At 60.4% G+C, this 22,521-nt stretch carries 13 protein-coding genes; 8 read left to right on the forward strand and 5 right to left on the reverse strand.

From position 1 onward, the window contains the following. Positions 1–68: 68 nt before the first annotated feature. Complete coding sequence (gene gltS, locus PSH96_RS09515) at positions 69–1,280, forward strand: sodium/glutamate symporter (protein WP_305458775.1); 1,212 nt, start codon at positions 69–71, stop codon at positions 1,278–1,280. Here the strand turns inward: gltS and PSH96_RS09520 are convergent. Together PSH96_RS09520 and PSH96_RS09525 are read right to left on the reverse strand one after the other, a co-directional pair. Further along, positions 1,237–3,456, reverse strand: a complete 2,220-nt coding sequence (locus PSH96_RS09520; protein WP_305458777.1) for a hypothetical protein — start codon at positions 3,454–3,456, stop codon at positions 1,237–1,239. The genes gltS and PSH96_RS09520 overlap by 44 nt on opposite strands. Before the next feature lie 116 nt (positions 3,457–3,572). Next, positions 3,573–4,364, reverse strand: a complete 792-nt coding sequence (locus PSH96_RS09525; protein ID WP_305458779.1) for a response regulator transcription factor — start codon at positions 4,362–4,364, stop codon at positions 3,573–3,575. 138 nt (positions 4,365–4,502) lie between these two features. Between PSH96_RS09525 and PSH96_RS09530 the strand changes: the two genes are divergently transcribed. Then, positions 4,503–5,606 carry a polyamine ABC transporter substrate-binding protein gene (locus PSH96_RS09530; RefSeq protein ID WP_305458781.1) on the forward strand — a complete coding sequence of 368 codons (1,104 nt, stop codon included), beginning with the start codon at positions 4,503–4,505 and terminating at the stop codon, positions 5,604–5,606. A gap of 55 nt (positions 5,607–5,661) precedes the next feature. Continuing rightward, positions 5,662–5,913 (forward strand): hypothetical protein, encoded by a 252-nt coding sequence (locus PSH96_RS09535; RefSeq protein ID WP_017136288.1) that lies wholly within the window; start codon positions 5,662–5,664, stop codon positions 5,911–5,913. A 174-nt stretch (positions 5,914–6,087) separates the two neighbouring features. Here the strand turns inward: PSH96_RS09535 and PSH96_RS09540 are convergent, their stop codons facing one another. From PSH96_RS09540 to PSH96_RS09550, 3 genes are all read right to left on the reverse strand, one after another. Continuing rightward, positions 6,088–6,942, reverse strand: coding sequence for an IS3 family transposase (locus tag PSH96_RS09540; protein ID WP_305460022.1), 855 nt, complete (start codon positions 6,940–6,942; stop codon positions 6,088–6,090). Next, complete coding sequence (locus tag PSH96_RS09545; protein WP_167657087.1) at positions 6,939–7,232, reverse strand: transposase; 294 nt, start codon at positions 7,230–7,232, stop codon at positions 6,939–6,941. Before PSH96_RS09545 ends, PSH96_RS09540 begins: the two co-directional genes overlap by 4 nt. An 880-nt stretch (positions 7,233–8,112) precedes the next feature. Continuing rightward, positions 8,113–9,594, reverse strand: coding sequence for a PLP-dependent aminotransferase family protein (locus PSH96_RS09550; RefSeq protein ID WP_305458785.1), 1,482 nt, complete (start codon positions 9,592–9,594; stop codon positions 8,113–8,115). A 77-nt stretch (positions 9,595–9,671) separates the two neighbouring features. Here PSH96_RS09550 and PSH96_RS09555 point away from each other — a divergent pair, with 77 nt between their 5' ends. The 5 genes from PSH96_RS09555 to PSH96_RS09575 all read left to right on the forward strand — a co-directional run bounded on the left by PSH96_RS09555 (position 9,672) and on the right by PSH96_RS09575 (position 22,493). Then, complete coding sequence (locus tag PSH96_RS09555; RefSeq protein WP_305458786.1) at positions 9,672–11,333, forward strand: NAD(P)H dependent flavin oxidoreductase family protein; 1,662 nt, start codon at positions 9,672–9,674, stop codon at positions 11,331–11,333. A 262-nt stretch (positions 11,334–11,595) separates the two neighbouring features. Then, a complete protein-coding gene (locus tag PSH96_RS09560; RefSeq protein ID WP_305458788.1) occupies positions 11,596–13,374 on the forward strand; it encodes a ShlB/FhaC/HecB family hemolysin secretion/activation protein in 1,779 nt (592 codons plus the stop codon). Positions 13,375–13,383: 9 nt separating this feature from the next. Next, positions 13,384–13,890 (forward strand): toxin-activating lysine-acyltransferase, encoded by a 507-nt coding sequence (locus PSH96_RS09565; protein WP_305458790.1) that lies wholly within the window; start codon positions 13,384–13,386, stop codon positions 13,888–13,890. 42 nt (positions 13,891–13,932) lie between these two features. Beyond that, a complete protein-coding gene (locus tag PSH96_RS09570; protein WP_305458792.1) occupies positions 13,933–22,167 on the forward strand; it encodes a hemagglutinin repeat-containing protein in 8,235 nt (2,744 codons plus the stop codon). An 11-nt stretch (positions 22,168–22,178) separates the two neighbouring features. Further along, positions 22,179–22,493, forward strand: coding sequence for a hypothetical protein (locus tag PSH96_RS09575; RefSeq protein ID WP_123718010.1), 315 nt, complete (start codon positions 22,179–22,181; stop codon positions 22,491–22,493). Positions 22,494–22,521: the final 28 nt, after the last annotated feature.

A 22,521-nucleotide genomic window follows, 5' to 3' on the forward strand; every position in this document is an offset into this window, starting at 1 on the left:
GTGTACCGGGTCTGCTGTCTCTACTCTGGCCAGCCCAGAGTGCCTGTTCACGTCGGAGAACTGCCCAGATGTTCCAACTCGATTTTTATTCAACCCTGGTGGCCGCCTCTCTGGTGTTGCTGTTGGGGCGTTGGCTGGTCGCCCGCATCGGCTTTTTACGCGCCTACAGCATTCCGGAGCCGGTGGTCGGCGGCTTGTTGGTGGCTGCGCTGCTGCTGTTGCTGCGCGCATTGACGGATGTCGAAGTTCGATTCGACGCTTCATTGCAGGCCCCCTTGATGCTGGCGTTCTTTGCCACCATCGGCCTGAATGCGGACTTTGCCAGCCTGAAGAAAGGCGGGCGCATCCTCGGCATCTTCCTGCTGGTCGTGACGGCCCTGCTGGTGGTGCAAAATGCCATGGGTCTTGCCCTGGCCAACGCACTGGGGCTCGACCCGTTGATGGGGCTGTTGGCAGGCTCCGTCACCCTGTCCGGCGGGCACGGCACCGGCGCGGCCTGGGGCGCGGTGTTCAGCGAAAAATATGGCGTGGCTTCGGCGTCCGAACTGGCGATTGCCTCGGCGACGTTTGGCTTGGTACTGGGTGGGCTGATTGGTGGTCCGGTTGCACGTTTGCTGATCAAGCGTGTGCAGGTGCCTGGTGTTGAACGGGCGCTACCGCCTCAGCCCAAAGGCTTTGAGCAGCCCAACCGGGAACGCATGATCACCTCGTTTTCGTTTATCGAGACCCTGGCGTTATTGGCGATCAGCTTGCAGGTCGGCACATTCCTGTATGGCTTTATTAAGGGTACGGCTTTCGAGTTGCCGACGTTTGTATGCGTGCTGTTTGTGGGCGTGGTGTTGCGAAACGGCTTGTCGGCGCTGGGCTGGCATCGGGTGTTTGAGCGTGAAGTGTCGCTGCTGGGTAATGTCAGCTTGTCGTTGTTCCTGGCGATTGCGCTGATGTCGCTCAAACTCTGGGACCTGGCGGCGCTGGCCTTGCCGATTGTGATTTTGTTGGCGGCCCAGGCGTTGTTGATGGCCCTGTTCGCGATCTTCGTGACGTTCCGGGTCATGGGCCGCAACTATGACGCGGCAGTACTGGCGGCGGGGCACTGCGGTTTTGGCTTGGGTGCCACGCCGACCGCCATCGCCAATATGCAGGCGGTCACGCAGCGCTTCGGGCCGTCGCCGATTGCGTTTCTGGTGGTGCCGATGGTGGGGGCGTTCTTTATCGACATTACCAACGCGGTGGTGATCAAGCTGTACCTGGCGCTGCCGTTTCTGGGGGCGGCGGGCTGAGGGTGCCTTCGAATGGTCGCCAAGCGGCGCCGTCCTGACGAATCAGTACGGCGTCGTGGCTCATGTACAGGTCGATTACCTGTTCTAGTTGCACGTGGCGAAGTTTGAAGTTATGCGTGGGGGTGATTATCGCGCCATGTTTGTACAGCGTGTAAAAATGCACCTCCCCCGAGAGTTGCAATCCGGCCTCTTGCTGCGCAACTTCGAAAGCTTTATCCGGCAATTGCACCCGAAAATACGACAGCAACGGCCAGCGTTTTCGTTGTTCTTTGTCTGACCCGGCACCTACGGCCTCATAAGCACGGCGCATCCCCAGCACTCTCTGGTGGTACTGCGCGGTACTGGTCTGCCCGATGATGGCCAGCGACAGTTGCCCCTCCAATGCGGCCTGCGTGTAGTCGCTGTATTCATAAGCACCGTACTGCACCACTGGGCGCCCCTGGGATTCAATCAAGGTGGGACCGGCGCGACCATCCCAGGCAGGGCTGTCGCCCAGGCCGATTTCGCTGTCTGTCAGCGGAATGACCGTGGCGGAAACATTGCGCGGTTCAAAGCTGCGGGTGGAGTCAGGCGCCGCCCCCGGCCAGTACGAGCCGAGTGCCGCACAGATACGTGCATCCTCAGTAAACGGGCTGGCTAACTGATAACCGCACAGCATGTTCGTAAACGGCGCGTCGACCAGGCCCCGGCCCACTTCCCAGCCCGGCCCAAAGACCCCGCTGGCGAAATCCGGCAACCAGGATTGCCGTTGAGCATGCTGCACAGGCAGGGCCGAGCCAGGTGTTGTGGAAAACTGTGGGTGGGAGACGATGGCGGTGACGCCACGGTCTTCAGGGGCGAAGTACCCACCGGCAAGGGCTTGATTGATAAAAAAACGCACGTCGGACAGTGGGTTCACTCGCGTATGCCAAACCTCTGGACAGGGCGGCGCAGGGCAAGGGAAAACGCCAGGGTCACTGGACCATCGCTTGAGTTCCCGCTGCCCGCACAACGGAAAAAAATCCGGCGCACCGATGATGGAGTAGGCGGCAATGCTTGCCAGTTCCAGGGCAGGGCATTGGGCACGTACCCAGCCGTCGGCCATGGCATCCTGATAATGCAGGGCTCGGTAGCCGCCCGCCTTGACGATGGCGTCGACATCCTCACGCTGGTTGAGATCTTCGATCGAACCGTCGTCGCGCAAATGATGGCGCCCATGCACCAACCCGCCGGTATTTGGGGGCATCATGAACGACAGCGGACGGTCTTGGTAATAAGCCAGTTCCACCAGCGCGTCTTTGGCGTCGGGCATCAACAGCCCCGGCGCGAATTCATCAGTATTCGCCCAATGGCACAAGCCCTCGGTGATGACGAAAGGCGCGTTGAGAATGTCAGGCTCTTGCCAGCCGGTATCGGGAAAGCGCCGATGGATCTGTGCGATTTTTTCATTGATCTGATGGTTTTCCAGCTGCACGGTCAGGTCCATCCCGGCCAGGCATTCATGGCCATCGAACACTTTGTGCAGGGGCACCCAGAACTCCAGATCCTCATCGATAGGTTGAGCATCCATTGGGCCAAACTGCGCCGGTTGGCCGGTGTGCCGGGCAGCGATGAACGCGCCGTAACGCGCCGGTATCACCCGCATCTGATTCGGCTGGCCTTCGACAAAGGGCAGAAAGCCTCGTTGCTGCGGGTTATACAGTGCGTTCGCTGTACCGACCCGGGCCACCCCGGTGCGTGAAAAACACAGGTCCGCCTGGCGGCTATGCACGGTTTCGGCGTAGGGCCGGTATTCATAGGCAAACACTGCAATCGCCAGTGGCGCCTCACCGGCTCGTTGCTGCAAAGCCGCCAGGGTCGGGGGAGTGGCGCCGTAGACATAATTGAGGATGTGCTCGATTTCAGCGGCTGTGGGGAAGGCCGTGAGCGTTTCACCGTTGACCCCGGTGACCACATTGGGCGAGGCGAATGCATGAAACAACAGGCTGTCGGCTGGGCGCCCAGGCTCTATGCCGCGTGTGGCATCGCCGGAAAAATCCTCAAAGCCTGCTTGGGTGCGATCAATCTGCAGAGGCCTGGCGAGTTCTTCACGCAGGCTTGTCGAGGTGATGTCCAGGCCGTGATGCATCAGCAGGTCACGCCATCCTGCCGGGGCCAGACGTGTGCAAGCGTGTTCTACATCGCTGATCAAGGGCATCACGACTCCTCCGATGGAAATCAAGGGAAAGAGTACGCAAAGGTGCAAAGCGCAGTAACTGACCGAACGGCTAGGTCACCGTTGAGGGCTTCTAGGCAGGGTGGGTGGTCGTTCGTCTAATTCAGGGTGTAAACGTCCTGTTTGGGCATGAAAAAACGCGAAAACAGTTCGGACTGCGACTTGATGTTGAGCTTGTTGTAAATATTGCGCCGGTGCACTTTGATGGTTTCGGTCGACAGCGCCAGTTTGCCGGCGATTTCTTTATTGGAGAAACCACTGAGCAGCAACTTGAGCACGTCCTTCTCGCGCGTGGTGATCTGCGTGCCCAATTGCGCAATGGCTTCGGACCAGGGCGGCGGCTCACTAAGGTTTTTTTCCTCATCCACTTCAAAGCACATGCGTTGATGCATTAACGCCATGACCCAGGGCTTGATGATATCCAGGGTGGTGATCTGTTCCGGGGTGTAGCGCGTGTTACTGCCAAATGAAATACACAGGGTTCGATCCGCGTCGAGCTGGACGTTGTACTGCACCTCATCGACGGACACGTACCGGGCGAAATACTGATGGTAGTACTCGGTGGTCAGGAAGTGTTCGGGGGCGATGTCTGACAGGTGGAAGAAACCACTCTGCGGGTTTTCACGGTTGGCAATGTAAAACGGGTCCAGCAGGTAAAGGCCTTTTACATACAGTTGCGTCAGGGCGTCGACTTCGTCGGCATCCGCTACCTCGGTCACGCTGACGACGTTGACTTGCTGGTTGCTGAACACCAGGACCACCCAATTGTCGATCTGCACATACTCATTCAAGACGCGGACCAGCGAGCTCCAGAAAGCTGGGCGGTTCAGCTCCATGATCAGCTTGCCGGCCGACCGGTGCCAGGCGAGGTTGTGAAGGTCGAGTGACATGGACTACCCCTTTTGGGTTAGGGACTCATGGGGCTGAGCTAAGTATTTGTAGGTATTTACTATTCGACGACGCCGGGTATATTCACCCACCAGCGTTGATGGCCATGAAGGCCTGTCGTTTTTGACAAGGATAGTTATATGAATAAATCATATTTGCGAGCCCTTTTTTTAGCCTCGCTTGTCTGTGTGGGGGCCAACACGCCAGCAGCGGCGGCAGAACCCCGGGTTAACCTGTACAACTGGTTCGGGTTGATCGCACCAGAAACGCCGAAGGCATTCGAGCAAAAAACCGGCACCAAGATGCACATCGATACCTTCGACAGTGCCGAGGTCATGCAAAGCAAGGCCATGGCCGGGCGCACCGGGTATGACGTCGTCGTCGCCACCTCCAACGTGTTGCCAAGCCTGATCCAGGCGGGCGTGCTGGCCCCGCTGGACCGCAGCCAACTGAGCAACTACGGGCATATCGACCCGGAAATGCTGGCGTTGCTCGCCACGAACGACCCGGGCAACAAATACGCGATTCCGTACCTGTGGGGCACCACCGGCATCGGCTATGACGTGGATAAGGTCAAGGCGGCACTGGGTGATAACGCCCCGGTGGACAGCTGGGACTTGATCTTCAAAGAAGAAAACATCAGCAAGCTCAAGTCCTGCGGCGTGGCGATGCTCGACTCGCCGAGTGAAATCATCTCCATCGCCTTGCATTACCTTGGCCTGCCGAGCAACAGCCAGAACCCCGAGGACTACCAGAAGGCCCAGGCGTTGCTGCTGAAAATCCGCCCTTACGTTCTCTATTTCGACTCCTCCAGAACCGACGCCGACTTTGCCGATGGCAATATCTGCGTGGTCGTGGGCTGGGCGAGCGGGGCGCTGACGGCCCAGGCCATCAATGAGAAAAACCACACTGGCCGCAAGATTGCCTACAGCTTGCCGCGCGAGGGCGGGCTGGTCTGGTCGGAAAACTTTGTGTTGCTCAAGGATGCGCCCAACGCCAAGGCCGGCTTGGCGTTTATCAATTACATGCTTGAGCCCGAGGTGATTGCCAAGAGCTCCAACCACACGCTGTACCCGAATGCCAACAAGGACGCCACCGCGCTGGTTGAGCAGAAGTTGCGCGATAACCCGTGGATTTATCCGTCCAAAGCCACTATCGCCACGCTGGTGCCGCTTGAGCCGTTGCCGTTGAAACTCGAGCGTATCCGCACGCGTGTGTGGACCAAGGTCAAGAGCGGTACGTGACGGGCTGAGTAAGGCCCTGGAGCTTTCGCAGAGATCCCAGAGAGGGAGATAAATCATGGCCCGACGTGATGACCCGTGCGACGTGAAATCGGACGACTACCAGGCGTACAAGGAGATCGAGGAGCAGATCGGTCACTGTACGCCGGAGCAAGCCTGGGCCATGTATTACGTCTCGACCGGGATGGTGCGTGAACATGTTACACGGGCGGTCATGGAGCATATCGGCAGGGGCAACCGGGCGTTGCTGCTGGAGTTTCCCGAGTTGGCGCGGGTACAAGAGCGGTCTCGTTTGATGCTGCCTCTTTGAGTGCTTTGCTTTTCAAGGTCTTTTGAGGCGGTCTTAGGGGCGTTGGTTTTGAGTGTATATCCATTGCTGCGGTAACGGCGGCCTATGGTTCCGCTCTTACAGCGGGTCACTTTTGTAAAGACACAAAAGTAACCATGGACTTGTTCCCTCAAAACGTACGCCATGAAGCGAGTGTTAAGCAGTTTGCTTCAGTTGCTTTGCGTAGTCATTAGGTGAGCTGTATCCCAGCGCCGAGTGCAGCCGTGCCGCGTTGTAAAACCCATGGATGTAGCTTGCGATTGATGCATGGGCCTGTGCTTTGCTGGGATACACACCGATGGCTTCCTCCTTCTTGAGTGTGGCAAAAAAGCTCTCTGCCACGGCGTTATCCCAGCAATTCCCCTTACGGCTCATGCTTTGCACGAAGCCTCTTTCCGCGATCATGCTACGAAAACCGCTACCGGTGTATTGTCGGCCTCGATCAGAGTGAAAAATTACACCGTGATCAACTGGCGCTCTGGTCCAGGCGTTCATGAACGCCTGTTGTACCAAACCCTCGGGCATACGATCCGACAGGCTGTAACCCAGCACCTGCCGGGTCTGGATACTCAACACCACAGCCAAGTACAACCAACCCTGGCGAGTCGAAATATATGTGATATCCCCCACCCAGGCGGGTGCCGGGCTTGTCACGGAAAAACGTCGTTTCAACACGTTGTCAGAAATGGGTTGGATATACCGGTTATCCATCGAGTGTTTGAACCGGGCTTTGATTTTTCCTCGCAGCTCCTCTCTCATCAGACGAGCTACTCGCTTGTGCCCTATCGCGTACGAACGGTTATGAAGCGCCTTAACCATGCGTGGGCGCCCATAAGTGCCTCGGCTTGCCCGATGAATCGCACGAATTTCCAAGCGAATCGCCGCATCTGGATCAGGACGTTTCTGACGCTTCAAATAGCCGTGAAAGCCCGACACCGAGACCTCCATCACTCGACATAACAGCCTGACTGGAAAGTGAGTCCGTTCACGGGCGACGAAGGCGTATCTCAGTTGGACTCTCTGGCAAAGAACGCCGTCGCTTTTTTTAGGATTTCTCGCTCCATTTTGAGCGTGGCATTTTCAGCTCGAAGCCGAGCCAGCTCACTTTCCAGGTCAGAGACCGGATGCCGGGCAGGAGAACTGAGAGGACGCCCGTTGCGTGCGGCGTCCAGCCAATTACCTAAGGTTTTGACCGAGATATCCAACTGTCGGGCAGCTTCTCCTCGACCAATGCTTTCAGCGAGTGTCACTGCCTGAGCTTTGAAGTCATCGGTGTAACTGCGGCGAGTTTGCTGTGCCATAAGTGCCTCCAAGATTGCGATTAAAATATCGCTTCTTGGCGTCCGCTGCGAGGGAACAAGTCCACCAAAAGGTCTTCGCCCCACCACTTGGCACCTCGCTGTGGCTCGGTGTGCCCGCACTCCGGCTTGAATCCGTGGGCCGCCGCGATGGGCCATCCTTGGCCCAGCGCGGCTAACCCGGCGTCCTGCCGGGTTACCCACGGATTCAAGCCTGCGTTCGGCCATCGTGGTTAACGGGGCGCCTCAGATCAAGATCAAGATCTACAGCACGGCGGCCTGAAAGCCGACCTGAGTGGTTGAAGCAAGAGCCAGATCAAGTGCCAAGCAAAAGCCTATCTACCTGATGCAACTGGGTCTAAATGTGGGAGCTGGCTTGCCTGCGATGCAGACACCTCGGTACATCAGGTACAACCGGTTGATGCCATCGCAGGCAAGCCAGCTCCCACCTTTGACCGAATATGGCTCCGCTGTTGCTTTGCTGTTGCTCTGGCCCTTACATCCTTTTCGATGACGAAGTCAGCGGTCTTTTGATCTGCGCTTTTGATCTTGATCTTGATCTGAAATCGCCCCGTCAAACACGATGGCCGCAATTCGACAGTGATTTGGGGGGTAAACCGGCAGGGATGCCGGTTTAGCCGCCCCGCGCCATGGATGGCGCGTGGCGGCGGCCCCCCAAATCCCTGGCGGATTGCGGGCATGCCGAGCCACAGCGAGGCACCGAGTGTTGGGGCGAGGACTTTTTGCTTACTTTTTGCTGGGCCGGCATTCCGGTCCTTCAAAAAGTGAGCCGCTGTAAGAGCGGAACCCTAAGCCGCCGTTACCGCAGTAACGGATATGTACTCAACAACCCACCCCCCCACACATAGCGTTCGGCCTGTGTTCAACACATCTTCATGGCCCGCGCCAAGCGCAATGTACCTTGGCGTATCTCATCCCGATTGAGCGAGGCAAACCCCAGGCGCAACGCATTTTCCGACAAGCCCTCGGGCGAAAACTGACGCGCACTGCGCACCACAACGCCCTGGCCCAGGGCATTCTCCACTAACCGATCAACATCGGTCTCATCCTGGAAACGCACCCAGAGCGCCAGCCCGCCTTCCGGTGTGCGCACCTGGACACGCTCGCCGAACGCCTCGTGCAGGCAGCTTTGCAACACTTCCCGCCGCGCGGCGTATTCTTTCGAAACACGGCGCAAGTGCTTCTTTAATTCACCCTCGTTGATCAAGTCCGCCAACATCTTTTGCGCGACGGCGTCGGTGTCGCCCACCACCAGTGCGGTGCTCTTTTGCAGCACTTCAATCACATTGGCCGGCGCCACCACATAGCTGCAGCGAAATGTCGATCCCAATGCCTTGGATAACGAGCCGATATAGATCACATGGCGTTGCGCGCTGTCACTGGCCAGTGGCAAGTAGGGCCGCCCGTTGAAGTGATACTCGTGGTCGTAGTCTTCTTCGATCACACAAAAATCATGCAGCGCCGCCAACGCCAGCAACTGTTGCCGACGTGCCGCATGCAGGCTCACGGTGGTGGGGAATTGATGGTGCGGCGTGAGGTAGATCATGCGCACTTTATGCGCTTGGCAGAGTTGCTCGATATGGTCGGTGCGGCAGCCTTCATCGTCCATGTCGACGGTAATCAAGCGCGCGCCGAGTTTGCGAAAAATCTCCCACGCCGGCGGGTAACTCAGGCGCTCCACCAACACCACGTCACCGGGTTGGATCAGCAGGCTGGCCGTGAGGTACAGCGACACTTGGGTGCCTGGCGTCAGGCAGATATTCTCGGCGCTGATCATCAGCCCGCGATTGTTGCGCAACATGTCGGCCAACGCGCAGCGCAGGTAATAGCCGGTGCCTTCGCTGCCGTAGCGCACCGTGTTGGTGGTAAAGCTGCTGCGCAAGGCGTTGCGGTAGTAGCGATGCAGCACAGCTTGCGGCAACAAGCGGTGATCGCACGCGCCGTTATCGAAAAACAGCGCGTCATGCCGATGCTCCAGGGCAATCACCTGGGCGTTCTGGCTGAAGTAGGGCACGACCGCCTGCGGTACCAGCGCCGGGGCGAAGGACGGCTTGGCGTGACTGGGTGCGGGCTTGGGTGCCAGCTGCGCATTGACGAACGTCCCGCGCCGCGGCTCGCTGATCAGCCAGCCTTTGGTCAGGGCTTCTTCATAGGCCAGGATCACGGTCTTGCGGTTGACGTCGAGCAACTGCGCCATCTCCCGCGTACCCGGCAGCAATGTGCCGGGCGGCAGCCGCCCTTCGAGGATGGCCGCGACGAGGCCTTCGGCAATCTTGCGATAGGAGGCTTGGCTTGTGCCGTCATCAAGCTTGAGCAAGGGGCGCCATTTACGCATCTGGACCATCTGAAGTATCCAAAACTGGAGGTTTTAATGGGCCTAGTCTAGCGCAACAATCAGACCTCACTCACTCCGAGGTCTTTATGAACACACGCCATGTAATCGAACTCTCTCCCTCGGGGAAAACCTTTGAAGCCGGCGACGAGCTGCTGCTGGACGCCATGCTCGCCAGCGGTTTGTCGGTGCCGTTCTCGTGCCGACGCGGTGCCTGTGGGTCGTGCAAGGTGGTGGTCACCCAAGGTGAATACCGCGCCAAGCAACTGGCCTCAGGCGCACCCGCGCCCAGCTACCCGTTGGCGGCCAATGAAATGCTGCTGTGCCAAAGCCATGCCTGCGCCGACATGCGCCTGGAAATTCCCGGCTGGTCGCTGGACACACCCGCGCTGGTCGTCGAGGCCACGGTGCTGAGCAAGCGCGCATTGAGCGCCGACATCATCGAGTTGGTGCTGATGCCGGATATGCCGTTGGCCGTGCGGGCGGGCCAGTACCTCAAGTTCCGCCTGGTCGATGGCGATTCGCGGTGCTTCTCGATCGCCAACCTGCCGGCCGAAGGCGATGGGCGCCTGGTGTTTCAGATTCGCCGGGTGACCGGCGGGCTGTTTTCCGAGACCCTGCTGGGCGGCCTGGAGGCCGGCGATCTGTTGCAACTGGAAGGGCCTTTTGGTGCCTGCACCTGGCAGGACGATGACGCTGCGCCAGTCGTGCTGTTCGCCACCGGCACCGGCTACGCGGGTATCAAGCCGATCCTGCTGACTGCCTTGAAGCGGGATGTGGAGGTGACGTTTTACTGGGGCGGCGCGCAGGCAACCGATTTTTACGACCGCGCATGCCTGGACCAGGCGGTCCTTGACCACCCGCGTTTTCACTGGCACCCGGTATTGGCTGCCCAGGGCAAGGTGCAGGAAGTCGCGCTAAGCCACGGGCACCACTGGGAAGCGGCGCAGGTGTATGCCTGCGGTAACGGCGGCATGATCAGCCAGACGCGTGCCGAGTGCCTGGAAGCGGGTCTGCCCAGCCATCGTTTTATCGCCGAAGCCTTTGTGCCCAGTGGCCAGTCGAGCGCCGACACGCTGCTCAAGACTCTGGATGACACCTGGGAAAAGGTCGGCCCGAGGTATTCGCTGGACGGCATGCTCGCCGCCCGTGAAAAAACCATCCGCGCCCTGGCGGCGATTGCCAGCCAGCTCAAAGTCGGCATGACCACCGGAGAAGCCCTCGACATGGCCGCCGAGCAATTGCAGGCCATGGGCGCCTCCCACACCTGGCACCCGACGTACATCCGGTTTGGCGACGACACGGTTCGCCCGCCGAGAGAAGGCATTGACCCCCTGCGCACGCTGCGTGCCAGCGATATCGTGGTGGTCGACCTCGGCCCAGTGTGGGACGGCTACGAGGGTGACTATGGCGACACCTTCGTCTTCGGCGCGTCAGCGCTGCACCACGATTGCTTCAAGGCTGTGCATGAAGTCTTCGATGAAACCCGCGAGGCGTGGAAGCGTGGCATGACCGGCTGTGAGCTGTATGACTTTGCCGAGGCGCGGGCCGTTTCCAAGGGCTGGCGGCTGTCCCGTAACCTGGCAGGCCACCGTATTGCGGATTTCCCCCACGCCTTGTTCGGCAACCAGGAACTGGCCGCGCTTGAGATCACGCCAAGTGAAATGGTGTGGGTGTTGGAGATCCAGCTCTGCCACCCCACCGAGCCGGTCGGCGGGTTCTTTGAAGATATCCTGATGCTGCAGGCTTGAAGGGCTAAAGTGCAGCCCGCCACTGCCGCGGGCTGCAATGCCAGGCTCTGGCCGCAACGGCCTGAGCTAGAGCGGGCGCAGCTAAAAAGCCGACTGTCGCCCTTGAAGTAATAGTTGTTTTTTGTAGGACATTTCCCGGTTTTGCGTGAACTTTGTGAACGTTGTCCGCTCATACAGCCATTGGCCATCAAGGCGATTCCTGCTGCTCAAGTGCCGTTCTGGTGTTTGATGCGCCGGCAGGAAAATTTCACAGGGACGCGAAATGGAAGTGTTTTTCCGGCCAGGGGAGCCTCTGGCCCGTTTTTGCACGTTGTACTTGCCCGTTAAAAACCTGGCACCGTCTCATCATTCGATGGCAGTGTTGCTGTTGGCAGCGCTCGGCAGCTGCGCCGCGCACGCCGCTGACCCTCCCGTACCTGCGCAGCAGTTGTTGCTGCAACAAGACCGCGAGCGCGCATTGCGTGAACAACTGGAGCCGGCGCCGGACGTGCGCCTTGAGTTACCGCCGTCGTCCTCCAAGGGGTCTTTGCTTGAGAAACGCGAAACGCCCTGTTTCCTGATCCGCAAGATCGCCTTGAACGGCGAGTTGGCGGATGATTTTCAATGGGCGCTGCGCAGCGCCGACCCCAAGCATGATCCCGCCACCGGCCAATGCCTCGGTGCCCAGGGCATCAACCTGACGATGAAGCGTATCCAGAATGCGATTATCGAGCGCGGGTTTGTCACCACGCGCGTGCTTGCGCCGCCCCAGGACTTGAACAGCGGCGTGCTGCAACTGACCTTGATTCCCGGACGCATTCATTCGATTCGCTTCGCCGAAGGCACCTCCACCCGGGCCAATGCCTGGAACGCCGTGCCTGCCAGCGCCGGTGATCTGCTCAACCTGCGCGACCTTGAGCAAGCGCTGGAAAACTTCAAGCGCGTGCCGACGGCAGAGGCGGATATTCAAATCGCCGCCGCCCAGGGGATGGACGCAAAGCCGGGTGACAGTGATTTGGTCATCGCCTGGAAGCAGGCGCTTCCTGTGCGCTTGAGCGTGTCGGTCGATGATTCGGGGACCGATGCCACCGGCAAATACCTGGGGTCGACCTCAGTGTCATTGGACAATCTGCTGAGCCTGAACGACTTGTTCTATGCCAGCTTCAACCACGATCTGGGCGGTGGCGATTCGGGCAGTCGTGGCTCCAAGGGCCATACCCTGCATTACTCCGTGCCCTACGGTTATTGGTTATTCGGCATTACCTCCAGCGAATATGACTATCACCAGACAGTCGCCGGGGCCAACCAGACCTACCAATACACCGGTGAAAGCAAAAACAACGAAATCAGTGCCTCGCGCTTGCTGTATCGCGATGCCGTGCGCAAAACCACGCTCAAACTCAGTGGCTGGACCCGCACCTCGCAAAACTACATCGACGACACCGAAATCGAGATTCAGCGCCGGCGCATGGCCGGTTGGGCGTTGGGGCTGAGTCACCGCGAGTTCATCGGTACCGCGACCCTCGATCTGGGCGCCAGCTACCGTCGTGGGACCGGCGCGCGCAACGCCATCGCCGCGCCCGAGGAGGCGTTTGACGAAGGCACGTCGCGCTCGCAGATTATCAATGCCGACGCGCAGTTTTCGGTACCGTTCAACCTCGCCACGCAGCGCCTGCGCTACACCGCCGCCTGGCGTGCGCAGTGGAACCGTACCGCGTTGGTGCCCCAGGACCGTTTTTCCATCGGCGGGCGCTATAGCGTGCGCGGGTTTGACGGTGAGAACATTTTATCCGCCGACCGCGGGTGGCTGGTACGCAACGACCTCGGCCTGGCGCTGGGCAACACCGGCCAGGAAACTTACCTGGGGGTTGACTACGGCAAGGTCGGCGGCACTTCGAGCCGCTACTTGATCGGCGATCATTTGGCCGGCTATGTCGTGGGGTTGCGCGGTGGTTACCGGCAAGTGTCCTACGACGTATTTGTCGGCCAGCCGATCAGCAAGCCCAAGGGTTTCGAGACAGCCAACACCACCGCAGGCTTTAGCCTGACGTGGGCCATGTGAGGGCTTGCCATGCAACTCGATAATCTTGAGCTGATGGTTCCGGCGTTCAGTGAGGAACCCTGGAACGAGTCTCAGGCACTGGGCGCTGCCGTGTGGCTGTGGATGCACTCGGCGAACCATCGCGATGTGCCGTTGCACACACTGAACGCGCTGCTATTGCCGGCAATTGCCAACCGCCAGTTCATCGTTGGCTACGAACACGGGCGCCCGGTGTTTTATGCCGCCTGGGCCTGGTTCAGCGCCGACGCTGAACAGCGCTACCTGCAAAACCCGGCCATCAGCCTGCCCGCACCCGACTGGAACAGCGGCGAACGCTTGTGGTTCCTGGACTGGGTCGCGCCGTTTGGCCACAGCGCACGCCTCGCACGCTTGGTACAGCGCCATTTATTTGCCGACAGCCGCTTCAGCGCGCTTTACCACCGGGGTAATGAGCGCGGGTTGCGAATCAAGCGCTTTCAAGGTGCCGGCCTGGCGCGCACGCCGCCGCCTGTTCCAGCGATTGCTCGCCATCCGTAGTGCTCGTCACGTTTTTACGCTTTTCAAGACACAGGGATCGTCATGAACAAAAACCTCTACAGGATCGTTTTCAATAAAGCCCGTGGCCTGCTGATGGTAGTGGCCGAAAACGTGTTGGGGAGCAAAAAAGCCTCAGGTCGTGGCGCAGGCGTCGCCCCAGTGGTCTTGAGCGCTGAATTGACCTTGCGCCCCCTGCGGTTTGCGTTGATGGCGGCACTGGGCTTGATCACGCTGGCTTCACCCCTGGCCTGGGGCGACATCGTCGCCGACCGTGGCGCTCCCGTCGGCCAGCAGCCGGTGATCATCAATGCTGCCAATGGTGTGCCCCAAGTCAACATCCAGGCCCCGAGTGCGGCGGGGGTGTCGCGTAACACCTACAGCCAATTCGACGTCAATGCCCAAGGTGCGATCCTCAATAACGCGCGCACCAATACCCAGACTCAACTCGGTGGCTGGATCGAGGGCAATGCACACCTGGCCGGCGGCACGGCGCGGGTGATCCTCAATGAGGTCAACAGCAGCAACCCCAGCCAACTGCGCGGTTACATCGAAGTGGCCGGCGACCGTGCCCAGGTGGTGATCGCCAACCCGTCGGGTATCGCCTGTGACGGGTGTGGTTTTATCAACGCCAACCGCGCCACCTTGACCAGTGGCAGTGCGCAAATGCAGGACGGCCAACTGCAAGGTTATCGGGTCGAAAGCGGCAAGGTGGTGATCTCCGGCAAGGGCCTGGACGCCTCACAGACCGACTTTACCGATGTGATCGCGCGGTCGGTCGAGGTCAACGCCGGGGTCTGGGCCAAGGACCTGCGGGTCACCACTGGCGCCAATCAGGTGAATGCCGACAACACCCAGGCGACGGCCATCAACGGTGCCGGCGACAAGCCCCAGGTCGCGATCGATGTGGCGCAATTGGGCGGCATGTACGCCGGTAAGATCAAGCTGGTGGGCACCGAAGCCGGTCTGGGCGTGCGTAACGCCGGGCAAATCGGTTCCAGTGCCGGCGACGTGGTCATCAGCGCCGATGGCCGGCTGGGCAACAGCGGGCAAATCAGCAGCAGCCAGAACCTGCAGGTGCACAGCCAGTTGGGCATCGACAACAGCGGCTCGCTGTACAGCAAAGGCGCTGCGACGTTGACCAGTGGTGGCGATATCAACAACCAGGGCGTGGTCGCGGCGCAGCAGGACTTGGCGCTGACGGCACGTACCATTAACAACGCCAGCAAATCTGTGCTGGGGGCCGGCGTGGCGGCCGACGGCAAGGTCAGCGGCAATGGTGCGCTGCACGTCAGTGCCAGCCAGACCCTCAAGCATCAAGGTTCGGCCATTGCCGCCGGCGATCTGCGCCTGGACGCGGCGAGCCTCGACCTCAAGGCGAGTGAGACCGCCGGGCGCAATGTCACGCTCACTGCCCGCGCGGGTGGCGCTGACTTGAGCGGTGCGGCATTGGATGCCACGGCAACGTTGAACACGTCGGTACAGCAGGCGCTGACCACCGACAACGCCAAGGTCAATGCTGAAGGCATTCATCTGGCGGCCGGCAGCCTGTCCAACCATCAAGGTGAAATCGTACAGGTGGGCAAGGGCACCACCGTGATCGCCGTAACCGGCAGCCTCGATAATGCCGACGGGCGCATTGCCAGTAACGCGACCGACGTGAGCCTGTCGGGTGCGGCCCTGTCCAATGCCAAGGGCCGGATCGAACACGCCGGAGCGGGCACCTTGACCCTACAGGGCCAGTCGCTCACGGGGGGCCAAGGCAGCCTGCAGAGCAATGGTCTACTGCAAGTCACCGTCGCCGACGCGGTACTGGACGGCGCCACCACCGTGGCCCGGCAGATTCAAATCGACGCCAACCAACTGTCCAACCGCCAGGGCAACATCCTGCAGACCGGCGCGGGCACGTTGCGCATCAACACCCAGGGCCTGCTGGACAACACCGGCGCCACAGTGGCCAGTGACAGTGATATCAGCCTGACGGCTGATCGCTTGCTCAATCAAGGCGGCACGGTTCAGGCGGCGGTGGCCGGTAACCTCAAGGTCGCCGCGCATACGCTGTTGGACAACAGTGCAGGCACCCTGGCCGCCGCCAAGGGCGCACAGTTGAGTACCGGGCAGTTGCTCAACGCGCAAGGCAAGATCACAGCAGGCGACAGCCTCACGCTGTCCGGCGCGCAGGTGAACAATGACCACGGCACGCTGGCGGCCATTGGCGCACTCAGTGTCAGCGTCGACGCACTGAGTAACCGGCAGGGCACCGTGGGTTCGGTCGGCGGGCCGCTGGTGCTGACGGTGAGCCAGGGCGCGTTTGATAACATCGGCGGTGTGGTGCAGGCCCAGCAAGGCGTGACGATTAGCAGCCTGGGCCTGAACAACGACGATGGGTTGATCAGTGGCGCGGCCCTGTTGCTCGACAGTGCCGGGCAAGGCCTGTCAAACCAGCGCGGCGCCATTATCGGCAGCGGCACCGTGGACCTGCGCAGTGGTGAGCTGAAGAACCAGGCCGGGCTTATCCAGGGTAACGGTGCGATCACACTCGACACCCACGGGCAAACGTTGACCAACACCGATTCGGGCAGCGCCAATGGCATCCTCGGGCAGGCCGATATCACGCTGCGCACCGGCAACCTGAATAACAGCGCCGGCTTTATCGGCAGCAAAGGCGACGTGGCGATCCATGCCGCGCAGGTCGATAACCTCGACGCCGGTGTACTCAGCAGTGAGAAGAGCCTGCTGCTGACGGCGGGCGGCCTGAGCAATCGCAGTGGCCAGTTGCAGAGCCTGGGTAACGCGCGGCTGGACATCGGCAGCGGTCGCCTCGATAACGTCGGCGGTCTGCTGCGTGCCGGGGGCACCTTGACGGTCGATGCAGGGCAGTTGGATAACCAGCAGACCCAAGGCAGCAACCAGGGCGTGGAGGGGCAGTCGTTGGCCCTGAACCTGGCGCAGTTGCTTAACCGCTCGGGCGCCCTGCGTGCCGACCAGTTGCTGAGCGTCAACACTACCGGGCAGTTGGATAACAGCGCGGGCCTGATCTCGTCGAGCAAGCAAGTATCGATCCGCGCCGACCAAGCGCTGCTCAACAGTGCGGGCACAGTGATCGCCGGAGAACGGCTCGGCCTGACCAGCGCCCGCCTCAGTGGCGATGGCCGCGTGTTGAGCCTGGGCGATATCAGCCTCAACCTGGCTTCGGGGTTGGTCAATACCGGCAAAGTGCAAGCCAACGGTAATCTTGAGCTAAGCCTGCAAGGCACGCTCGACAACCAGGGTGGCGTTCAGGCCGGCAAGCAATTGCGGGTATCGAGCGATGGGGTTGAAAACCGCGCCAATGGCGAGATCAGTGCCGCGCAAGTGACCCTCGATGTGGGAGATACCCTGAACAACCGTGGTTTGATCGATGCCCAGATCACCCGGATCAATACCCAGGTGCTCAACAACCTTGGCAGCGGCCGTATTTATGGTGATCACGTATCCATTGCGGCGGGGCAATTGACCAATGATGTGGAAGATGCACGCGCGGCCGTGATCGCCGCGCGCGAACGCCTGGACATTGGCGTCGGCACGCTGGTCAACCGTGAGCACGCCATGCTTTTCAGTGCCGGTGACCTGTTGATCGGCGGCGCGCTGGATGCCCAGGGCCAGGCCACCGGCCAGGCCGGGCTGGTGCGTAACGCCAGCGCAAGCATCGAAGCACTCGGTGGGCTGAGCCTCAACAGTGCCGAGTTGCGCAATACCAACGAGCACTTCAGCACGCAAGTGGTGGAGGTCAGCCGCGAAGGCGTTCAGGAGTTCCAGCACACCGGCTCTGCCAATCGCTATCGCCCGGATCAGATCTCACTCTACAACAACGAAGTCAGCCACTTGGTCAGCCCCGAGGGCGTGTCCGATAACTACAACCGCTACGACTACACCCGCACCACCACTCAAACCCAGATCCTCACCTCGGACCCGGGTGAAATCCTTTCCGGCGGCTCAATGCTGTTGACTGCCAATTCGGTGTTGAACGACAAGAGCCGAATCATCGCCGGCGGCACGTTGGTGGGCACTATCGGACAGCTCAACAACACCGAAGTCACCGGGCAGCAGACGGTGACGGACAGTGGCACGTTCAGCCATTTGTATCGTATCCATCGCAAGGGCCGTGACCGTCAGGGCCGTTCGACAGCCGCCTACAACCCGGCCGCCAGCGTCACGGATATTTTCCTGCGGCCAACCCAGTACCTGCAAAACACCACCCCTACCGGCAGCGGTTTGCAACTTGGCACGCGCCTGACCAGCAGCGTCGATCAGGCTGCCGGCGGTGCCAGTGCGGCCAAGGTCAATGTGGGCAATGGCCGAGCGCCTGGCCCGGTGCTGGAAGTGGCGGCGTTGCAAGCGACGGCGGCGGGAGGCGTGGGTGAGTCAATCCGTACCGGCGGGCTTAATGTGCAGGTGCCGGACAACAGCCTGTTCCACCTCAACCCCCAGGCCAACCCCAACTATCTGGTGGAGAGCGACCCACGGTTCACCAGTTATCGTTCCTGGCTGTCTTCCAGCTACATGCTGGACCGGCTGCAACTGGATCCGGGCCTGACCCTTACGCGGCTGGGTGATGGTTTCTATGAGCAAAAACTGATCCGCGAACAGATCGCCCAACTCACCGGCAGACGCTTCCTCGACGGCTACGCCAATGATGAAACCCAGTACCGCGCGTTGCTCGACAGTGCGCTGACCTACGCCGGCAAGTGGAACCTGGTGCCGGGGGTGGCGCTCAGCCCTGAGCAAATGGCCCAGTTGACCAGCGATGTCGTCTGGCTGGTCAAGAAGGACGTGACCCTTGCCGACGGCAGCGTGACCCAGGCGTTGGTGCCGCAGGTGTATGTGCGGGTGCGCGACGGCGACCTGGACGGCTCCGGTGCACTGATGGCGGGCAACGTCGTCGACCTCAAGCTACAAGGCGACCTGGTTAACCGCGGCACGATCGCCGGGCGCAGTGTACTGGCGATTTCCGCCGACAACCTGCAGAACCTGGGCGGGCGCCTGTCCGGTGGCGAGGTGGAGGTCAAGGCCCGCACTGACTTGAACAACCTCGGCGGGTTGATCGATGCCACCACGCGCTTGAATACGGTTGCCGGTCGCGATATCAACCTGGTGTCCACTACGCGCAACACCGAAAGTGCCCAGGGCACCGCCACGGGTGTTTCGCGGGTTGCCGGGTTGTTTGTCTCCGATGCCAAGGGCGAACTGGTGGTGAACGCGGCGCGCGATATCAACCTGAGTGCGGCGCAGATCGTCAGTTCCGGCAAGGACGGCAAGACCACGGTGGTTGCTGGCCACGATATCAACCTGGGCACGGTGACCCAGAGCCGTGAACAAAGCGTGCAATGGAACGCCAGTAACTGGCGCAAGGACGCGAGCCGCACCGATGTCGGCAGTGTTATCCAGGGTGAGGGCGAGGTACGCCTGATCGCGGACAATGACCTCAATGCCCGAGGCGCCAAGGTCGTCAGCGAGCAGGGCGGGGTCACCGTTTCGACCGGCCGCGACGTCAATTTAAGCACCAGCCAGAGCTACAACTTTGTCGACGAGGCCCATAAGGTCACCGGCAGTAACAGCCTGTTCTCCAGCAAGACCACCACAACCCGCGACACCGTGAGTGAAACCCGCGCCCAGGCCACCACCCTCAGTGGCGAGACCGCGTGGGTCAAGGCCGACAATGACTTGAATGTGCGCGGCAGTAACGTGGTCTCCACCAGTGGCACCACCCTGGTGGCCGGGCACGATGTGAATGTGGTGGCCGCCACCGACCAGCTCAGCGAACAGCACTTCAAGCAGGTCAAGCAAAGCGGGCTGTTCAGCGGTGGCGCCATCGCGGTGACCATCGGCAGCCAGCAGCGCAGCGACCAAAACCGTACCGACAGTGAAACGGCGGCGGCCAGCACCATCGGCGCCACCGATGGCAACGTGAGTATCCTGGCCGGCAATGCCTACCGCCAGGTCGGCAGCCAAGTGACGGCGCCCAAGGGCGATGTGAACATTGCCGCGCGCTTGGTCGATATCCTTGAGGCCCGTGACCAGCAGCACATCACCCAGGAGACCAAGTTCAAGCAAGGCGGCCTCACGATTACCGTGACCAACCCGGTGATCGAAGCCGTGCAGACCGCCCAGCGCATGAAAACCGCGTCTGACCGCACCGATGATGGCCGCCTCAAAACCCTGGCGCTGGTCAATACCCTGATGGGGGCGGGCAACGGCTATATCCAGTATGACAAGGACCCGTCCATGGCCGGCGGCATCAATATCAGCATTTCGGCCGGCTCCAGCAAGAAGGAAAGTAAAACCGAGCAGACCTCCAATTCGGCCGCCAGCTCGTCGGTGTTGGCCGGTGGTGATGTCAACATTACCGCGGCCGGCGCCGGCAAGAACAGCAACCTGACCGTACAGGGCAGCCAGATCACCGCCGGCCATGACGTTAACCTCAAGGCCGACGGCGCTATTGCCTTGCTGGCCGCGCAAAACACGGTGCAACAGCGCACGACCGAAAAGGGCAGCAACGCCAGCCTCGGGATCGGTATTGCCATCGGCAGCGAGACCACCGGCATCAGCTTTAACGCCGGGGCGTCCCAGAGCCGTGGCAAGGCCGATGGCGATGATGTGGTCTGGAGCAATACCCATGTGGACGCCGGTAATAAGGTCTCGCTCGATTCCGGTGGCGATACCCGACTCAAGGGCGCAGTGGTGGGCGGCAAGCAAGTCACGGCCGATGTGGGCGGTGATTTCAGCGTCGAAAGCCTGCAGGACACCAGTACCTACAAGGCCAAACAGACTAGCCTGGGCGTGGGCGTGAGTATTTGCGTGCCGCCATTTTGCATCGGCTCATCGAGCTTCACGTTGAGTCAGAACAAAGGCATTCAGAAATCCAACTTTGAAAGCGTCACTGAGCAGAGCGGCATTCGGGCCGGCGACGGTGGTTTTGATATCCGGGTCAAGGGCAACACCCACTTGGTGGGCGGCGTGATCGCCAGCAACGACAAGGCGATTGACGATGGCAAGAACAGCTTGAGTACCGGCTCATTGACCACCGCTGACTTGCACAACAGCGCCAAGGCCAGCGCCGACAGCAGCGGGCTCACCCTCAGCAGCGACTTTGTCGGCCAGGGCATGTACGGCGCCAGCAAGGCCTTGTTCAGCAACTACCTGGATGCAGGCAAGGCTTCGGACTCGTCCGAGGGCAACACGCGAAGCGCGGTGAGTGCCGGCAATATCCTCATTACCGATGCCTACCGCCAGCAGCAATTGACCGGCCGTGATGCCAGCCAGACGGTGGCCAGCCTTAACCGTGACACTGCCCATTCCCATGTCGGCGCCGGGCGCCAGGACCTGGACAAACTGCAGCGTACCGCCGAGGCGGAGCAGTCGATCAAGAATGAGGCCTATCGCCAAGGGGTGCAGTTTACCGATGATGCGTACCAGACCATGTTCAGAAAACCCGACCAGATGTTTGTGCTGGACATGGATGAGCAAGGCAATGTCAAAGAAGGCCCGGACGATAAACCCTTGTTCCGAGAGGTGGTGGGCGCCGAGCGGGATAACCTGCAAGCCGACGCTAACAACGTCGTTAACGTGGCCCTCAATGGTATTTTCAACGACGCAAAAGCCGCGGCGAAATACGCCGCTCAACACCGAGACCCCGATGCTACCGGGCCCCAATATTTCCTATGGTTTCCGACGGCGGGTAATGCCATGTCGGAACTGCTGGTGGCCGGCTATCAGAAGGCAATGGACAACGACTTCTGGGGCTTGACCAATTACACCGCCGCCACCCGGGAGCTACAGATAAAGTACGGTGCCACCGGTTTGCACCTGACCGAGCACAGTCGCGGCACCATGACCGGCGGCAACTCGCGAGATTCCATTGCCAATCTACCGGATGCCCAAGGCATGCTTAGAAAAACCACGGTGTATGACTTTGGCGGTGCATTCAATGTCTACCGCGCCGATGAACAGCTGGCCTATTTGCAAAATCGCGCAGCCGTCACCGACCCCGTCGAACGGGCGAACCTGGTCCTCAAGTACGAGGTCCATAACTACGACCCGGTAGGTAGGTGGATCATCATGGGCAATAACCCAGGCACCGGCGGGGTGATACCCCAGGGCAGTAGCCTGTTCAAAGAGCTTATCAACGTATTGAAGGGCGAGACGACAATGCACAGCTGTTACGCCTATGGCCCAAATGCCTGCACACGATACTGGCCCGAGGGTCGGCCCGTGCTGGTGCCGGTGAGCCCGCGCAAATAAGGAAATTCAGGATGCAGCTTAAACGTCTGGCGTTAATTGTGTTGATTGCACCTTTTGTCAGCGCTTGCTTTAGCAAGCCATTCCAGCCCCCCACGGCCGATGCCGACTTGTGGGAGAAGCCCGGCGCCAGCCACCAGGATGTGGTTGCGTCCATGTTGGCGTGTGGTGAAAAGAATGGTTCCGGCATTGATCCCAAGGCCAGCTTCCAGGAGATGGCCCAGCGATTTGTGTGCATGAAGCGCGCGGGTTACACCCGGCGTGACGGTTTCGATATCTGTGCATTGCACCCCAAGGAGCCGTTGAAGGCCTGCGAGTCGGCGCAATGAAACCACAAAAAAACCGCCTTCTTTTTGA

Origin of the sequence: Pseudomonas sp. FP2338 (assembly GCF_030687515.1) — a bacterium.
GTDB classification, from domain to species: Bacteria; Pseudomonadota; Gammaproteobacteria; order Pseudomonadales; family Pseudomonadaceae; genus Aquipseudomonas; species Aquipseudomonas salomonii.

Excerpts from the sequence above, each read along its gene's own strand:
- PSH96_RS09570 (WP_305458792.1), top strand. The coding sequence starts at position 13,933 with ATGAACAAAAACCTCTACAGGATCGTTTTCAATAAAGCCCGTGGCCTG.
- PSH96_RS09520 (WP_305458777.1), bottom strand. The coding sequence starts at position 3,456 with ATGCCCTTGATCAGCGATGTAGAACACGCTTGCACACGTCTGGCCCCG.
- PSH96_RS09565 (WP_305458790.1), top strand. The coding sequence starts at position 13,384 with ATGCAACTCGATAATCTTGAGCTGATGGTTCCGGCGTTCAGTGAGGAA.
- PSH96_RS09530 (WP_305458781.1), top strand. The coding sequence starts at position 4,503 with ATGAATAAATCATATTTGCGAGCCCTTTTTTTAGCCTCGCTTGTCTGT.
- PSH96_RS09575 (WP_123718010.1), top strand. The coding sequence starts at position 22,179 with ATGCAGCTTAAACGTCTGGCGTTAATTGTGTTGATTGCACCTTTTGTC.
- PSH96_RS09560 (WP_305458788.1), top strand. The coding sequence starts at position 11,596 with ATGGAAGTGTTTTTCCGGCCAGGGGAGCCTCTGGCCCGTTTTTGCACG.
- PSH96_RS09525 (WP_305458779.1), bottom strand. The coding sequence starts at position 4,364 with ATGTCACTCGACCTTCACAACCTCGCCTGGCACCGGTCGGCCGGCAAG.
- PSH96_RS09545 (WP_167657087.1), bottom strand. The coding sequence starts at position 7,232 with ATGGCACAGCAAACTCGCCGCAGTTACACCGATGACTTCAAAGCTCAG.
- gltS (WP_305458775.1), top strand. The coding sequence starts at position 69 with ATGTTCCAACTCGATTTTTATTCAACCCTGGTGGCCGCCTCTCTGGTG.
- PSH96_RS09550 (WP_305458785.1), bottom strand. The coding sequence starts at position 9,594 with ATGGTCCAGATGCGTAAATGGCGCCCCTTGCTCAAGCTTGATGACGGC.
- PSH96_RS09535 (WP_017136288.1), top strand. The coding sequence starts at position 5,662 with ATGGCCCGACGTGATGACCCGTGCGACGTGAAATCGGACGACTACCAG.
- PSH96_RS09555 (WP_305458786.1), top strand. The coding sequence starts at position 9,672 with ATGAACACACGCCATGTAATCGAACTCTCTCCCTCGGGGAAAACCTTT.